Source organism: Candidatus Tisiphia endosymbiont of Nedyus quadrimaculatus (genome assembly GCF_964059235.1).
Lineage (GTDB): Bacteria > Pseudomonadota > Alphaproteobacteria > Rickettsiales > Rickettsiaceae > Tisiphia.
In genome coordinates this window covers 118,104-134,705 of sequence record NZ_OZ060452.1, presented here as the reverse complement: position 1 = coordinate 134,705, position 16,602 = coordinate 118,104, and the positions used below count along the sequence as shown (strand labels likewise).

General features: G+C 33.3%; 16 protein-coding genes, 1 tRNA gene, 1 other RNA gene and 1 pseudogene. 12 read left to right on the top strand and 7 right to left on the bottom strand.

The genetic code is table 11. From position 1 onward, the window contains the following. Positions 1–219 precede the first annotated feature (219 nt). Genes infB through AB3211_RS00650 form a run of 3 tightly spaced genes read left to right on the top strand, consistent with a single transcriptional unit; the run spans position 220 to position 3,592 of the window. Positions 220–2,718 carry a translation initiation factor IF-2 gene (gene infB / locus AB3211_RS00660; protein ID WP_367364323.1) on the top strand — a complete coding sequence of 833 codons (2,499 nt, stop codon included), beginning with the start codon at positions 220–222 and terminating at the stop codon, positions 2,716–2,718. Then, the gene (gene rbfA, locus AB3211_RS00655) at positions 2,719–3,114 is read left to right on the top strand and encodes a 30S ribosome-binding factor RbfA (protein ID WP_341763196.1); all 396 of its coding nucleotides are present in this window, start codon (positions 2,719–2,721) and stop codon (positions 3,112–3,114) included. A 7-nt stretch (positions 3,115–3,121) separates the two neighbouring features. Continuing rightward, positions 3,122–3,592 carry a GNAT family N-acetyltransferase gene (locus AB3211_RS00650; protein ID WP_367364322.1) on the top strand — a complete coding sequence of 157 codons (471 nt, stop codon included), beginning with the start codon at positions 3,122–3,124 and terminating at the stop codon, positions 3,590–3,592. A gap of 160 nt (positions 3,593–3,752) precedes the next feature. Here AB3211_RS00650 and AB3211_RS00645 read toward each other — a convergent pair whose 3' ends face one another. Both AB3211_RS00645 and ssrA read right to left on the bottom strand, forming a co-directional pair. After that, positions 3,753–4,235, bottom strand: coding sequence for a ClpXP protease specificity-enhancing factor SspB (locus tag AB3211_RS00645; RefSeq protein WP_367364321.1), 483 nt, complete (start codon positions 4,233–4,235; stop codon positions 3,753–3,755). Between the two features lie 249 nt (positions 4,236–4,484). Beyond that, positions 4,485–4,842: a transfer-messenger RNA gene (gene ssrA, locus AB3211_RS00640) on the bottom strand. A gap of 233 nt (positions 4,843–5,075) precedes the next feature. Here ssrA and AB3211_RS00635 point away from each other — a divergent pair. The 6 genes from AB3211_RS00635 (at position 5,076) to AB3211_RS00610 (ending at position 8,120) form a co-directional block, all read left to right on the top strand. Then, positions 5,076–5,813 carry a transporter substrate-binding domain-containing protein gene (locus tag AB3211_RS00635; protein WP_367364320.1) on the top strand — a complete coding sequence of 246 codons (738 nt, stop codon included), beginning with the start codon at positions 5,076–5,078 and terminating at the stop codon, positions 5,811–5,813. Next, complete coding sequence (locus AB3211_RS00630; protein ID WP_367364319.1) at positions 5,798–6,280, top strand: flavin reductase family protein; 483 nt, start codon at positions 5,798–5,800, stop codon at positions 6,278–6,280. The genes AB3211_RS00635 and AB3211_RS00630 overlap by 16 nt, the downstream gene beginning before the upstream one ends. Then, positions 6,277–7,029, top strand: coding sequence for a 4-hydroxy-tetrahydrodipicolinate reductase (gene dapB / locus AB3211_RS00625; protein ID WP_367364318.1), 753 nt, complete (start codon positions 6,277–6,279; stop codon positions 7,027–7,029). Before AB3211_RS00630 ends, dapB begins: the two co-directional genes overlap by 4 nt. A gap of 116 nt (positions 7,030–7,145) precedes the next feature. Beyond that, entirely contained in the window at positions 7,146–7,439 is a 294-nt protein-coding gene (rpmB, locus tag AB3211_RS00620) for a 50S ribosomal protein L28 (protein WP_341754519.1), read from the top strand. Then, positions 7,436–7,663: a 50S ribosomal protein L31 gene (gene rpmE, locus AB3211_RS00615; protein WP_367364317.1), complete on the top strand. Its 228-nt coding sequence runs from the start codon at positions 7,436–7,438 to the stop codon at positions 7,661–7,663. Before rpmB ends, rpmE begins: the two co-directional genes overlap by 4 nt. Before the next feature lie 380 nt (positions 7,664–8,043). Then, positions 8,044–8,120, top strand: a tRNA-Met gene (locus tag AB3211_RS00610). 86 nt (positions 8,121–8,206) lie between these two features. Here AB3211_RS00610 and ruvX read toward each other — a convergent pair. After that, the gene (gene ruvX / locus AB3211_RS00605; RefSeq protein WP_341758395.1) at positions 8,207–8,680 is read right to left on the bottom strand and encodes a Holliday junction resolvase RuvX; all 474 of its coding nucleotides are present in this window, start codon (positions 8,678–8,680) and stop codon (positions 8,207–8,209) included. A gap of 39 nt (positions 8,681–8,719) precedes the next feature. Between ruvX and AB3211_RS00600 the strand changes: the two genes are divergently transcribed. Continuing rightward, entirely contained in the window at positions 8,720–10,294 is a 1,575-nt protein-coding gene (locus tag AB3211_RS00600; protein ID WP_367364316.1) for a phosphoethanolamine transferase, read from the top strand. Then, positions 10,287–11,450 carry a lipid-A-disaccharide synthase gene (gene lpxB / locus AB3211_RS00595; RefSeq protein ID WP_367364315.1) on the top strand — a complete coding sequence of 388 codons (1,164 nt, stop codon included), beginning with the start codon at positions 10,287–10,289 and terminating at the stop codon, positions 11,448–11,450. Before AB3211_RS00600 ends, lpxB begins: the two co-directional genes overlap by 8 nt. Before the next feature lie 277 nt (positions 11,451–11,727). Here lpxB and AB3211_RS00590 read toward each other — a convergent pair. Beyond that, positions 11,728–11,961: pseudogene (locus AB3211_RS00590) on the bottom strand (ATP-binding protein); the annotation flags it as partial. Between the two features lie 72 nt (positions 11,962–12,033). Here AB3211_RS00590 and AB3211_RS00585 point away from each other — a divergent pair. Next, positions 12,034–13,257 (top strand): IS256 family transposase, encoded by a 1,224-nt coding sequence (locus AB3211_RS00585; protein WP_367363661.1) that lies wholly within the window; start codon positions 12,034–12,036, stop codon positions 13,255–13,257. 70 nt (positions 13,258–13,327) lie between these two features. Here the strand turns inward: AB3211_RS00585 and AB3211_RS00580 are convergent, their stop codons facing one another. From AB3211_RS00580 to mutM, 3 genes are all read right to left on the bottom strand, one after another. After that, a complete protein-coding gene (locus tag AB3211_RS00580; protein ID WP_367364314.1) occupies positions 13,328–14,614 on the bottom strand; it encodes a type II restriction endonuclease in 1,287 nt (428 codons plus the stop codon). A gap of 3 nt (positions 14,615–14,617) precedes the next feature. After that, complete coding sequence (gene dcm, locus AB3211_RS00575) at positions 14,618–15,619, bottom strand: DNA (cytosine-5-)-methyltransferase (protein WP_367364313.1); 1,002 nt, start codon at positions 15,617–15,619, stop codon at positions 14,618–14,620. Positions 15,620–15,722: 103 nt separating this feature from the next. Then, a complete protein-coding gene (gene mutM / locus AB3211_RS00570) occupies positions 15,723–16,541 on the bottom strand; it encodes a bifunctional DNA-formamidopyrimidine glycosylase/DNA-(apurinic or apyrimidinic site) lyase (RefSeq protein WP_367364312.1) in 819 nt (272 codons plus the stop codon). Between the last annotated feature and the right edge of the window lie 61 nt (positions 16,542–16,602).

Genomic DNA, 16,602 nt, shown 5'->3' with positions numbered 1-16,602 from the left:
GACTAGTGGGACGTCATCCTGAAGGATGTGGATAAGTGGATAATAGTAAGGGAACGTACTAGCTGTACGTCTAGTAGTGAGTACACTAAATCCCCGCAAGTATTTGCAGAAGCCAATTCTTTAAAGCAGAATAGTATATCAGTTAATCATTAATCACATAGCAAAATTATTTAAAAAACTTTATCACAAATATAATTGCTATTTAAAGGTTTAATATTTATGACGTATAACCAAGAACCTAAACCAAAGAAACTAACACTTGGTGGCTCTAAACTCTCGCTTAATAAGCCAGCCCAACCCACCAATGTTACTAGAGGTTTTGTTAGTTCTGCAAAAACAATTGTAGAAGTTAGGAAGAGTAGCACTCCAACTAATACTTTGTCTTTTAACAAACTTTGGTCTAGTGGTTCTACTTCTCAAGGCGGCGAATCTACTGCTGGAGAAGAATTTAATAGACGCCTAACTATTTTAAAAAAAGCAGCAGAAGATGCAAAATCTCAGAGTACTGATAGTAAGATTAGCACTCTGAGTAAACTTGCAACTATCAATCAACCTGTGAAAAAAGACTATATAGACGATATTGAAGAAAATGTTCAGGATGAGTCACAAGATATCGAAAATGATTCTGAAATACCACCTACTACATTAGCACCTACATCTTCACAGGATAACAACCCATCAAAGTCTTTTGTTAGATCAACACTGATTGGTTCTCAGAGTAATTTTGGCGTTGCCCCTGAAGATGTTTCTGGGGCAGATAAGACTGGTGATAATAAAATAGTAGTGCCAAAGGTTAAAGTTGAGGAACCTAAAAAATTAAAAAAGGCAGATATCTTCAATATGCTTGATGCAGATGGAAGCGATAATACTGGTAGAACTAGAAGCCTTGCATCAATAAAAAGAGCTAGAGAAAAAGAAAAACGTAAAACCGAGCAACAAACACCAGACAAAGTATATAGGGAAGTTATTATTCCGGAAGCTATTTCTGTAGGAGATCTAGCCAATAAAATGTCTGAGCGAGCCACGGATGTTATAAAAGAATTGATGAAGCTTGGTATTATGGCTACGACCATCCAAACAATTGATGCAGATACAGCAGATCTTGTTGCTACGACCTTAGGGCATACAGTAAAAAGGGTTCAAGAGTCCGATGTTGAAAATATATTGATTAGTGAAGCTGATAAAGAAGAAGATTTAAAGCATAGGGCTCCTATTGTAACGATTATGGGACATGTCGACCACGGTAAAACTTCGTTGCTTGATGCTTTAAAGTCAACTGATTTGGCAAGTCAGGAAACAGGTGGGATTACCCAGCATATTGGTGCTTATCGAGTAACCTTGGCTGATGGTAGAGCTATTACTTTCATTGATACTCCAGGACATGAAGCGTTTTCAGATATGAGAACTAGAGGGGCAAAGGTAACGGATATAGTGGTTATAGTAGTTGCTGCAGATGATGGAATAAAGCCGCAAACGATTGAAGCAATTAATCACGCTAAGGCGGCAAATGTTCCTATAATCGTTGCAATAAATAAGATAGATAAACCGGATATTAATCTTGACCGAATTAAAAATGATCTATTAATTTATGGTTTAGTTAGTGAAGAGTTGGGAGGTGATACTATAGTTGTACCAATTTCAGCTTTAAAGAAAACTAATTTAGATAAGTTAGAAGAGGCTATATTATTGGTTGCAGAAATGCAGGATCTTAAGGCTAACTTTAGCGGACTTACTGCTGGGGTTGTCATAGAAGCAAGAGTTGATAAAGGTAAAGGAGCGGTGGCTACTATATTGGTACAACGTGGTATTCTAAGAAATGGAGACATAGTAGTTGCTGGAACGAAATATGGTAGAATTAAGAGGATGAATAATGATAAAGGATTAGATCTTACCGAGGCAGAACCAACTTTACCAGTAGAGATTTATGGGTTAAATGAAGTTCCGCGAGCAGGAGATCAGTTTAATGTAGTGCAGAATGAAAAGCAGGCTAGAGATATTGTAGAGTATCGTGAACGCCTTGCAAAAGAAAAGAAAATTTCTGTTACCCAAAGATCAAGTATAGAAGAATTATTCCTAAAAGCCTCCGGTAATAGTGGTATGGTAAAAGAGTTACCTATAATTGTTAAAGGCGATGTGCAAGGTTCAATTGAAGCAATTAACACTAGTCTATTAAAGTTGCCAAATGATGAAGTTCGTTTAAGAATTTTACATCACGCAGTAGGTGGAATATTGGAGTCAGATGTTACTTTAGCTAAAGCATCCAATGCTATTATTGTTGGTTTTAACGTTAGAACTAATAATAATGCTTTGGCTATGGCAGAAAGAGAAAAAGTGGATATTAGATATTATTCCATTATCTATAATTTGTTAGATGATATTAAATCAATAATGAGTGGTATGCTTTCACCAATTATTCGTGAGCAATATATCGGTACAGTAGAGATTAGACAGGTATTCATTGTCTCAAAAGTTGGTAAAGTTGCAGGTAGTTATGTTACCAAGGGTACTATTAAAAGAGGTGCTGGAGTTCGCTTGTTACGAGATAATATTGTTATTCACGAAGGAAAACTTAAGACTCTAAAACGTTTTAAAGATGATGTTAAAGAAGTTCACGAGAATTTTGAATGTGGTATCGCTTTTGAAAATTATGATGCTATAAAAGAAGGTGATATAGTAGAAGTCTTTGAAATTATTGAAGAAAAAAAACAGTTACTGTAAATGCAAAAACTTTCTGATAAAGACAAGTCACAAAATAGGTCACAAAGGCAAAAAAAAGTGGCAATATTAATAAATGAAGCATTAGTGGAAGTACTAAGGCGTGGTAAGATGTTAGATGAACGTCTGATTAATTGTCCAGTAACTATTACTAAAGTCTTAGTTACTTCTGATTTAAAAGTAGCAGATTGTTACTTTTTACCATTTAATACTACTTTTAATGAGATACAACTTACTGAATCTTTAAATAATTCGAAATATGCTATAAGAAACTTTATAACTGCTAAGATTAATTTAAAATATTCACCGGAAATTCGTTTTCATTATGATCACGGATTTGATAATGCTTACAAAGTTGAGGAGTTATTGAAGCAAGTTGAAACTAATCGAGTGAATTAGGATTACAATGAATCAAAACCTTACCCATCGCAAAGCCACAATTGCTGACTTAAAAACAATTGTCAACCTTCTTTTAGAAGATGAACTTGGACAAACAAGAGAACAGTTTTCAGCAGAATTGGATCAAGCTTATATTGATGCGTTCTACAAGATAGATAGTGATCCACATCAATATTTGATGATAGTTGAAATGAATAAAGAAATAGTTGGTACTTGCCATCTGACCATTATGCCCTCGCTAACTTTCATAGGTTCAACTAGGATGCAAATTGAAGCTGTTCGTATCTTAGAAAAGTATAGAGGGCAACATTTCGGTGAATGGATGATGAGTATTGCAATGAAATATGGCAAATCAAAAGGTGTCTCCATTGTTCAGCTCACAACTAATAAAAAACGTCCAAGAGCCAAACAGTTCTATGAAAGACTTGGTTTTGAAGCAACACATGAAGGGATGAAATTATATAACTCTAATGAATAATAGTGTTATTATTTTAACCTGAATTCGATATAAGAATTATTAATTCTTATATCGAACTGAGGTTATTTAGACTTTTCTAGACCCCTGCTTTCGTCATGGTAACATCAACCCTAACAGGAGAGGCTAACTTGTTACATCGAACTCAGTTTATGTAGATTATCTACATGGGTTTACTGGGGTTCCGAAATTTGTCCAAAACTATTATATTATCTGCTGAATTAGATTTACTTTTAGAATCGCTAGATACCTTAATTGTTTCTCTTTTCTTCTCGTTAGGCAATTCATTAGATTTGATTGTTTCTAGCTTAAACTTTAGGCTGTAACCATTATTAGGATCAACAAAGCTGATAAGCGAATCAAATGGTACATAGATAGTTTCTTTGATACCATCAAAACTAATTGTTACAGAAAAGCCATTGAGTCCTGCAGTTAAATCTTCAAATTGATGTTGTATTACTATAGTGATTTCTTTTGGATAACGTTCTTTTATCCTAGAAGATAAAACTACTGCAGGATTATCAGTTCTGTAAGAAATATACAATAGTTGATTTATCTGCAACTTATCGGTACGAATTTTTGAAAGAATCTTTTTTACAAATTCCAACATACATGCGTTAAGAAATTGTTGATATGGGGTGTTCATAGTTATAAACTAAATAAAGAAAATAACACAAAACTAGATATAGCTAATCCGAAAATGTTTGATCCATAGTAATAACCTTGATGTCATTACCCGCTTTTGCGGGAATGACATATTTTCTAGCTAGGTAACATTAACATATAACTAAAACCTTTTCAGGTTAGCTATAGGCTGAACAAAATTTAAATAGTCTTATTCAAGCCTTATTCACATGAGGTTTTGTATATCTCTAGTTATGCAAGATAAAATTCTAGCGGGGCTTTTTCTGTTGCCCGGTTAAGCCCCCAACCGCGTAGGATTAGGCAGCTAGTGCTGCAGTTCCTACGAAACGTTCATTATCATTTGCGTTTCTTTTTTTTAACCCAACGACACAAGGTCCGGCGGAATTATACCGAGTAAAGATAATTTTTTTATTAAGCACGTCGATCCTATTTCGCCCCCATGAAAGCTTATGGATAGAACCTGTAATATCCTTCTATCACAACTTAATTTGGTGGAAGCGTCGGGTACCGCCCCCGAGTCCGCAACCTCTATTCTAAATCACGTTTATTACTATAGCTACAAAAGCAGCAATTTTATGCTACAACAATTATAATAGGATGTAAAGGGCTAAATTTTAAAAAAGTCTATTGTATATACTTATAAGAAGTGCGATAATAATTAACATGAGTTCGATTCTAATCCCCTCGATGTCATTCCCGTGTAGGCTGGAATCCATAATATCTAATATCCTTTGCAGGTTATTTTTTGGATTCCCGCCTACGTGGGAATGACATTATACCCAGTATGGAAGGATAATTATTACATCGAACTCAGATTAATTAAAACAGTTATTTGATTTTTATGAAACTAATAAAGCTATTCTTTCTTGTTATATGTTGTTCCTTTTTGATGACTGGTTGTGATAATCAATCTAAGGAACAAAATTTAATAGTTGCAACTTCTGCAGATAACCCCCCTTACGAATTTATCCAAAATGGTCAAATAGTAGGATTTGATATTGATATTATTAATGCTATAGGAGAACAAATAGGGAAAAAAGTTATAATTAAAAATTTTGATTTTAATGGTTTACTTGCATCCTTGACTACTGAAAATGTTGATATAGTGATAGCTGGGTTATCGGTAACCGAAGAGCGTAAAAAACATATTAGCTTTTCAGTGCCTTATATATCAACGAATGTGTCAATATTGTATAGATCAGCAGATAATTTAAAGAATACTGGAGATTTGGATAATAAAGCTGTGGGTGTACAACTTGGTACAACATGGGCGGTAATAGTTCAGGATTTAGCTAAGCGGTTTAATATTAGAATAAATTATTTATCAAATAATTTAATGCTAGTTGAAGAGTTAAAGTCAAAAGTTATAGATGCGGTGGTACTAGAGGCATCCCAATCTAAGAAATTTATTGAAAATAATCCTGATCTTGCTAGCTTCAGTTTAACAGAGTTTTCATCTGAACTAGCTATCGCTATGCCAAAAAATTCTAAACTTATTGAGAGTGTTAATAAAGCTATTGCTAAATTGACAGAAGATGGGACAATTAGCCGTATTACTAAAAAATGGCTTCAACAGTGAATTCCGAACGATTTAAACAAGCTCTTAGCACTTTGCCTACAGGTGTTACTATTATCACTACTTTATACAATAATAAGCTATTTGGTTTTACTGCAGATTCCTTTACCTCAGTTTCCTTGTTACCACCTTTGGTATCGTTTTGTCTTGATAAACAAGCTTTTAGTATGAGTGCTTTTACTAGTAGTGAGTATTTTGCTGTTAGTATTCTAGCTGAGAATCAAGAAGATATTTCTAGGCATTTTTCTAAGTTTAACACTGATAAATTTGCGGGTATTTCGTATAATTTAGGGTGTGCTACTAATTGTCCTTTGATTGAGGGGGCAGTTTGCCATATTGAATGCAACAAGTTTAGTCAATATGAAGTGGGAGATCATGTTATATTGATTGGTGAGGTGATAAATACTATAGTGAACAGTAACTTAAACCCACTAATACATTGTTTAAGACAATATAGAGGATTAAAATGACTGTTTGTATAGGTGTTTGTGGTGCAACTGGTAAAATGGGGCAGATGATAATTCAAAGAATGAATGGATTTAATGCTTGTACACTTTCTACAACATTTACTAGAAAAAATAGCATAGATGATCTTGCTGAGTTTTGTCAGAATTCTGATGTAATTATCGACTTTTCTAGCAGTGAAATATTAGAAAAATTACTTGATTATGCTATTAGCTACAACAATAAATTAGTTATTGGCACTACTGGTTTGACTCAATATCAGCTTGATCACTTAAACGTAGCTTCCAAAAGCTTGGCTATATTATATTCAGCTAATATGAGTTTAGGTGCGAACTTACTTACAGTACTGGCAGAAAAGGCAGCAAAAATTCTAGATAATACTTACGATATAGAGATTCTAGATTGTCACCATCGTATGAAGAAAGACGCCCCTTCTGGTACAGCTATAATGTTGGGTAAGGCTGTAGCTAAGGCTAGAAATTTAGATTTTGATGAATATGCAGTATTGAATCGTAGTCAAAAAAGTCAAAGACAGCCTGATGAAATTGGTATTAGTTCTATTAGAGGAGGGCAGGTACATGGGGAGCATGAAGTGTTATTTTTAGGTAATAACCAAGTTCTTAGTATAAAACATCAAGCATTAAGTAAAGAATCATTTGCTGATGGTGCAATTCAGGCTGCCGTTTGGTTATTTGATAAACCAGCCGGTCTTTATTCAATGCGTGATATGTTCTCGCTACTTCAAAAATGTTGACGATTTTTGCATAAAGTTTGCATAAAAATTTCCATGAAAATATATAATATACATTGACATAAGGTCTTATTATATAGTATAATCCTGTGTTATAAATTATGGGAAGGGAGATCACGATGTCTCGTAGATGTGAGCTTAGTGGAGTAGGTGTTTTATATGGTAATAAAGTATCACACTCACAAAGAAAAACTAGAAGACGATTTGAACCTAACCTAAGGGTGGTGAGGTTTGTAAGTGATCTGACGAAGCAAGAATATAAGCTTTCGGTAAATGCCAAATGTATGCGTTCTGTTGAGAAAGTAGGTGGTTTTGATGCATATATGCTTAAAATATCATGTGATGTACTCTCAGATAAAGCACAGGTAATTAAAAGAAAGATAGCTGAAAAAAAAGTTGGTGCTTCATTATGAAAACTGGAATACACCCAAAATATAAAAAATTCAAAATTATTATCAGTAAGGATGTTTTTGAAACAAATTCCGGTGGTCATGCAGAAGAGATTCTGATGGATGTTGATTATAGGAAACATCCAGCATGGACTAAAGAATCTGGAAATGTTGTTAACCAATCTAATAAAAATATCAGTGACTTTAATAAAAAGTTTGCTGGGCTTAGTTTTGGTACAAAGATATAGCTAAGCTTTTTACTCAAGGTGGATGTCATCCTGAACGGGGTGGAGGATATGTTAAAACTAAGTAGTTTAGATACTGAAATAAATTTAGGATGACGTCATAGTAGGTGAGTATATTATTAGGAGTGTCTACGAATTGAGGAATTTTTAGGAAAAATGCAGCTGAGTATACTAGAACGATCCTACGAATTGGATTTGAAAATGAGGGACAAGCGAACTAGGTGCATATTTCATGAGTATGCTAGTTCCTGATATTTTCAAAAAAACAATTTTTCAAAGCAGGAGAGTATCCCGCAAGCAGTGTACAAATGTACGTGAGGAACGGAAGCAAATTTTGACAACAAAATTACCAAAAAAAATCAATTCACAGGCACTTCCATTATCGTGGGGTGGAGCAGTTTGGTAGCTCGTCAGGCTCATAACCTGAAGGTCGTTGGTTCAAATCCAACCCCCGCAACCAATTATGGTACGAATTTTAGTCTATCTGAGTTTGTTCTTGCAGTGTCCCATATATGACGCTCATATATCTACCACACTAGGATACACTTAGGCTCTGTGGAGTTTCTTAATAGAATCTAAAGTAGTTTCTAAAATCATACTTGCTGCGATTGAATCATCTTTTTGGTTACGTTCTCGTCTTTTGATTCCTAGCGATTTTAATAAACTATTGGCAGCAAGGGAAGTAAGTCTTTCATCTTGTAGATATATAGGAAGATTTATAGCTAAACTAAGCTTTTTGCTGAATTTTAATACAATCGCAGTTTGATCACTAGCTTGACCATTCATACTAATCGGCAGCCCTACGACAACACCACAGCTAGAATAGGTTGCGATCAAATCTAATATTGATTTGATCTTATTTTCTTCTGTTATCTCATATATAGTTTTTATAGGCATAGCGATGGTATGTTCTTGATTTGAGATAGCGATGCCTGTTTTTCGTGTCCCATAATCAACAGATATAATTGGTCTATTAACTTGTAAAAGTTGAAAAAACTCTTGCAGTGTTGATGTTATCATGATACCTAAGTTACAACCATACAAAAGTACGTTATTTATATGTTAAAACTAATCCAAAAACATTTAGATAGTAAACTAATCAAACTATCTTTGGTGTTTTCTTTTATTTATTTTCTACTTTTTAATTCAGCAGTTATTGTTTACAAGTTCAGCTACTACAAAGTCACTTTTTTTAAAGCAATATTGGAGTTGAGTAAGGACTCTATTTATATTTGCTTTACTTGCTTTATCATTTTTTTTGGTTTAACTATTCATCGACTTGTTTTTATAATAGGAGCAATATTTTTATTTATAACGGGAGCAATTGCCAGCTATTATCTATATCTTTTCAAAATTTCTCCTACAAAGGAGATGATGGGTAGCTTTTTCTCTACTGACTTCAATGAAGTATATGAGATAGCTAGTATTAGGCTAATTGTTTGGCTAGTTTTTAGCCTAGCTACTTGTATTTATACGATGAAGCATTTCTCTATTTTAGATAGTAAACTATTTGTTACAAAATTACTATCGGCAATTTGTCTTTTAATTACCATTAATAATATTATTATGCCGCAGTTTAATTTGCTAAAGGGTTATTTTCCTATCCAATATTTACATAATACATATTTATCTTTAAATAGCAAAAAAAGTGCAATGCGTGATGATATAAGTAAGAAGTTTTCTTTCATTGATCAATCGGATCAAAATATTACAGTGGTACTTGTAATAGGAGAATCAGCACGATTTGATCATTTTGGTATTAATGGTTATCACAGGGACACTACTCCATATTTAAGTTCTGTTGAAAATCTTTTTTCATTTAAAGCACAGTCTGCTTCCAATCACACACATCTTTCTGTCCCATCTCTTCTATCTCGCCATCCTGCGAGTAGCTTAGACAAAAGTACAGAAGAAACGAGTTTTTTATCAATTTTTACCATGCTTGGTTTTAACACTAATTGGATTGGCACTCAGAGTATAGTAGGATACTTAAGAAGTAAAAATCCAGTTACAATTTATGATGAAGTTAGGTTTGCTATAATACCCAGTGGTTCTATTTTATTAAAGAGGCTTGATCACGATGGAGAAATGTTACCTCATATTGAAAATAATATTGTAAATTCTACTACTAAAAATGTTTTAGTTATCCACACAGCTGGTAGTCATTGGAAATATTCTGCTAGATATCCTAAAGAATTTCAAAAATTTACTCCTAAGTGTAATTCCATTACTAAGGTAGATCAGAGCAGTTGTGATATTGAAGGGTTGATTAATGATTACGATAATACCATTTTATATACAGATTTTTTTTTGTATAATGTAATAGGTCTATTAAAAAATAGTAACGCTATCCTAATGTATGTTTCTGATCATGCAGAATCTTTGGGAGAACATGGTTATTACGGTCACGGTGGGCCTATGATTCCAGAACAGACCACAGTGCCTTTTCTAGTTTGGGTATCGAATGAATTTAAAAAAAAACATCCTGATTTGGTAAGTTCTATAGCCAATCATTTAGGCACTGAAATTAGTCATGACTATGTATTTCATTCGATCCTTAATTGTGTTGGCATTCATTCTGCTGTGATTGACAAAAATTTAAGCCTATGTAGTAAGCAGTGGTCAAATGACTAAAATTTATCTAATTGCTGGTGAAATTTCAGGAGATTTTATAGGGAGTCATTTGATACAAAGCCTAAAAGATATCTATAAGCTGGAGGAGAGACAATTAGAGTTCGTTGGTGTAGGGGGGAGCAAGATGGAAGAAGCGGGGTTAGAGCATAGCCTTTTCCCGATTAGTCAAATAAACCTTATGGGTTTCGTCGAAATTATACCACATATTTTTAAGATCACTAAGCTAATCAAGCGTACTATTGCTGATATAATTCAGCATGCCCCAGATTTGTTAATTACCATAGACTCGCCAGGCTTTACTTATAGAGTGGCAAAGAAGATTCGAGCAGCCCGGCCCAATTTAAAGATTATGCACATTGTCGCACCCTCCGTTTGGGCATACAAACCTTCTCGGGCTATGAAATACGCTAAAATTTATGATTATTTGTTGGCTTTACTGCCATTCGAGCCACCATACTTTCAGAAGGTAGGTCTAGATTGTCGGTATATTGGTCATCCAATATTAGAGCAGTATTTTTATGATGATAAAGATAAAGAGCTATTAAAGCGAGAATTACAAATACCTGTTCACTCAGAAGTGTTATGTGTCACTTGTGGTAGCCGCAAAGGTGAAATAACAAGACATGCTCCGGTATTCACGGCGGCGATCAATCTACTAGCAAAACAATTCCCTAATCTTGAAGTGATATTTGTTACGGCTGAGCCTAGTCATAAATCTTTAATTGAACCATTTTTATCAGATGCAGCATTTAACTACCATTTCTCAAGTGCTAGACTTAAGATTTTTGCTGTAGCTACCCTTGCTCTAGCAAAATCTGGCACTAATACCTTAGAAATTGCCGCTTGTAATACTCCGATGATTGTTGCTTATAAATTAAATATCTTAAGCTTTTTTTTAATAAAGTTACTAATAAAAATACCTTATATTTCTTTGATTAATATTATTGCTAATAAAGAGATATTACCAGAATTTATTCAGTTTAACTGTACTAAATCACATATAGCAGATAAGCTTACATCACTATTAGTTGACAAGGAAAAAGCAGCACAGCAAGTGAAAGAAAGCAGGAAGATTTTAATAGCATTAGGTTTTAAAAGCCCTAGCTCTCCTTCAAGCGTAGCAGCATATATTATAAAGTCAGAATGTTTAAATTGATATATATAATAAATATCAACTTTGTGCAAAAGGTGAAAGCCGCTATTATAGAACCTTTTGCACTCATTATTAAATAATTCCCTACTTCAAGAATTGTTTTCACAACTCTTGAAGTAGGAGAAGTATATAGGCGTTGCTCCATCGCTCCTGCTACCCAATCCTGTAAATTGTAATCAGCTATTGCCCCCCTATTGTAATAAACTATTGCCCCCCTATTGTAATAAACTATTGCCCCCCTGTCAATAAGCGTTGAAAAATGACCCACATAAGTCTAGAACTATTGTTTTTTTTTCATACGATAACTTTCATTTCCCGTTTCAATGATATCACAATTATGACAAACTCTATCAAGTAGCGCTGAAGTCATTTTATTACAACCAAATATTTGTGACCATTCTGAGAATATAAGATTAGTAGTAATAATAATTGAAGTGTTGGAATGTATTTTAGATAATAGATGAAAGATAAGTTGACCGCCATTCTTAGAAAATGGTAGATAACCAAGCTCATCTGGCTCTGTCCAAAAAACTGTGTAAATTTCGAAATAGGTTATATATAAAAGTATAACAAAAAAGGAAATTACATGAATAAAAAAACTAATGAATCAATAAAGCAAGCAGTAGATTTATTAATAGATAATGATACAGATGTAAGTACAATACTGAAAGAAGGAGGTTTATTAAAAGAATTGACCAAACGTTTAATAGAGAAGGCACTGCAGTCAGAAATGAATAATCATCTAGGCTATGATAAATACAGTTGTGCAGATAATGATAATGCTCGTAATGGTATAACTAGCAAAAAACTGATCTCCGAACATGGAGCTGTAGAAATAGAAGTACCAAGGGATAGGCATAATACCTTTGAACCCGCAATACTACCAAAACGCCAGAAACGTTTTGATGGTTTTGACGATAAAGTACTATCATTATATGCTAAAGGCATGAGTATATCTGATATTAAGATTCAGTTACAGGAGTTATACAGTGTTGAAATAAGTGAAGGCTTAATCAGCCAAATTACTGATGATGTAATGGATGAGGTTAAAGCTTGGCAGAGTCGACCATTAGAAGAGATATATCCGATAGTATTTTTTGATTGTTTAGTAGTAAAAGTCAGGCAAGATAAAAGGATAATCAATAAGGCAGTATATGTTGCATTAGGAATTGATTTATCTGGTAAAAAAGATATATTGGGATTATGGATCAGTGAAAATGAAGGGGCAAAATTTTGGCTCGGTAATTTTACCGAAATGAAAAATAGAGGGCTAAAAGATATACTGATTGCCTGTAGCGATAATCTTACTGGTATGTCTGAGGCAATAGAAGCAGTTTATCCAAAAACAGAACATCAATTGTGTATTGTACATCAGATTAGAAATAGTTTAAAATATGTGTCGTATAAAGATAGGAAGCAACTGTCTAGCGATTTAAAGCCGATATATACTGCAGTAACGGAAGAACAAGCCCATTTAGCTTTAGTATCTTTTGAAGAAAAATGGAATAAACAATATCCACAAATTGCCAAATCATGGTATAATAATTGGGACAATCTAATGATTTTTCTAGGGTATCCTGAGTCAATTAGAAAGGTAATTTATACAACTAATTCAGTTGAATCTGTCAATAGTCAATTGCGTAAAGTAACAAATAATAAGCGGGTTTTTCCTAATGATAATGCTGTTTTTAAAAGTTTATATTTGACAATTGACTATATGACCAAAAAATGGACTATGCCCATTCCAAACTGGAATGAAGCTATGGCTCATTTGATGGTTAAATTTGAGGATAGGCTTAACAAAATTTAATGACCTATTTTTTCGAATTTACACAGTTTTTTGGACAGAGCCGCGATGATTACTTGAGCCTACTATTAATTTAATTACATCGATAGTTGAGGTTAATATATTTATTTTGTCTTGTTCTAACAAGCAGTAGAAAATCTTTTAAATTCATAATATCTTGTTGTTGATTTATTGTATAAGTTGCCTTTATTTCATTCGGTAAAACTAACGTTAAATCATTTGACTTCATTTCTTGTGTTTGATTTTCTGAAATACTTGGCTCTAAAGTAAATAAATGCTTCTTCTTGATTCGTTTTGCTTCAGACAAGATTTGTCTCCATCTATCTTTACAAGTTGTTTTACTTGCCAGCATTGATAAACCAGTATCTGTAAAATGTATATCATGATATTTGGCAATATTTGGAAAAATAAAATCTGGTTTTGACTTATTTTCTGTTATTCCGCTGTGTGTATACATCACCTTGTTTGCATTAAAAATAAAAGATAAATGATTCTCAAGAGCTTTACCAGCTCGAGATTTTCTTGCATTTTGTATAGATAATGAAAATTGTAAGAAGCTGTCAACATCAACATTTTTATTTTCAATAAAGCCATTTTGTAATTTATGAACTATCTTGACCCTCTCAAGAGTTTTGTATAGAACCTCTTCCTTTTCAAATAATCTCACAATTGCAACATCCGGCTCTTCAATTGGGTCAATTTCTTTTTGCATTAACTCTAGTGTGAATTGCGAAAGTTCACTCGTGCTTGGTATTTTATTATCAAATCTTTTCTGCATTATGTCTAAGTAATTTTCATTCAATTCTTGGACTTTTATGCCTAAAATATCCAAAATAAATCGTGATGCAAAGGTAACTTTATTATTCGTATTTTGAATTTTCTTAATCTGAAATTTATTAGTATCTTCTATTTTTTCAACTCCAAAGAGCCACATAATTTGTTTTTCTGCAGTGCTGTTATGCTGTGCTATAATTATATGAAATACATCATTTTTTCTTGCAATAGCCAAGAAATCACCTTTCTTCATTCGTTTTGTAGCATCGTTTGTTTGGTAATATAGTCGATACTCACTCCTACCAGTTTTATCATGACTCTTTGCTCTAGCATCGTACCAAGTCAGGAAGGCATATTGCAAGATATTTTGTGATTCATCTTCGTTTAAGTAAATAAAAGTAGAGTATATTTGCTTCTTTTCGAGTGTAGTATTATTGCACAAACGAAACAGTTCTTTTAATGCACGGTCACCATTAAATTCATGTTGATTAGAACCAAATATCGTATCAACTTTACTTAATGTTTTAAATGCTACTATTTCAAAATAGTCTGATAATAATCCAGAATATAGCACGTTAGTTCTCATGAATTATAGAAATTTTGTTATATATTCTGCAACTTCCTTAACAACTGGAATTACCACAGAATTACCAAACTGTTTGTATGCTTGCGTGTCACTAACAACAATTTTAAAATCATCTGAAAACCCCATCAATCTTGCACATTCCCTAGGAGTTAATCTTCTAGGATTTGAGTTTTCTTGATGTATTAATATTTCAGCCCCATCTTTATAATATCTTGCTGACAGAGTTCTGCTAATGTCATCATCCATGCAAAGACTAAAACCAAAACCATTGCCCTTTGCACGGTGTTTCTTTGCGTAATCTTGTAGATATTGCCATAGTTTGTCCGTAAGGGTATATTTCTTATTAATTTTACCATTTTTTTCGACATAGCCATTAGTAATGTCATCCTTGTTTGAATTATTTTGGCAATGAAATATTGTTTTAATTATATGTTTTGTATTGGGCAAATCTATTTTATGTAAATTTATTTTTGCATCTATCCTATTTGCTACTATAAAAAGCCTTTCCCTGTGTTGTGGTACGTAATACCGTGCATCAATAACCCTTTCAGAAACAGCATAACCTAAATCTCTGAGTGTTTTTTTAATAATTGCAAATGTCTTACCTTTATCGTGTGATAATAAATTTTTTACATTTTCTAAAAAGACAATTTTTGGTTTATGGTAGCTAATAATTCTTGCAACATCAAAGAAGAGAGTTCCCTGAGTATTGCATAAAAAACCGTGTGGAATTCCTAAAGAGCAACGCTTTGAAACCCCAGCTATACTAAATGGTTGACACGGGAATCCTGCACATAAAATATCGTGAGGGGGTACATTTTGTTCGTGTACCTGTGTTATATCACCATCAATCTTATGATCACAGCTAAAATTAGCTCTATATGTTTTTAATGCCGATGCATCAATCTCGCTAGTGTAAACGCAGTTACCACCAACAGCCTCAAATGATCTTCTTACACCACCAATCCCAGCAAATAAGTCAATAAAAGTAAAGTTGTTATACATAAACCTCATTATAATGCAATTAACCACAATATTACAAATATATTCAATAACTATGTGACAATTTAATTGTCAACCTTAAACGGTACTAATCCTTTAATACCTCTCATTCTTGACAAATAAAACAATAGAAACTAGTTCTGCCGGATTGTTTTATTTTCCTTATTATTCCCTCGCAATTTAGGCATTTTTGATTTTCTCGTGCATAGACCTGCAATTCTTGTTGGAAGTAACCAGGTTTACTATCACCGCTAACAAAATCTTTGAGAGTAGTACCTCCTGCTGATATTGCCTTTGTTAAAACATTTTTAATGGCTAATACCAAATTACTTATTTCCTTGTTTGACAAACTACTCCCCAGTCTGCTTGGGTGTATTTTAGCAATAAAAAGGCTTTCAGAAGCATATATATTACCAACACCGACAATAATCCGATGATCCATTAATAAATTTTTTATCGGAACAGAGCGATTCAATAATTTTGTTTTTAGATACTCATCAGACATATCATTTGACAAAGGTTCTACACCTAAATTTAGTAAAAATTTTTCTAGGACGAGGTTTGTTGGCATACTATAAATCATCCCGAAACGTCGTGGATCATTAAAAACTAATTTCTCGCAACTTGTCAAAGATATAACCACATGATCATGCGTTTGTAGCTTATAATCACTAGGTTGTAGCGTCAGCCTACCAGTCATGCCAAGATGTACAATAATGGAATAATAATTATCCAAATCTATTAGCAAATATTTTGCCCTACGCCTTAAAGCTACAATTCTTGCTGACTCTACATTTGACTCTAACTGATCGCTTAGTTTATAGCGTATATCATCTCGTCTCTTATCGAGTTTATTGATGGTAGCCCCTATTATTCGCTGTTCTAGGCAACGTTTTAATGTTTCAACCTCAGGAAGTTCTGGCATTTTTACATTTTAATAGTATTAATAATTCATTATATATCATAATATAACACATAAACAACTT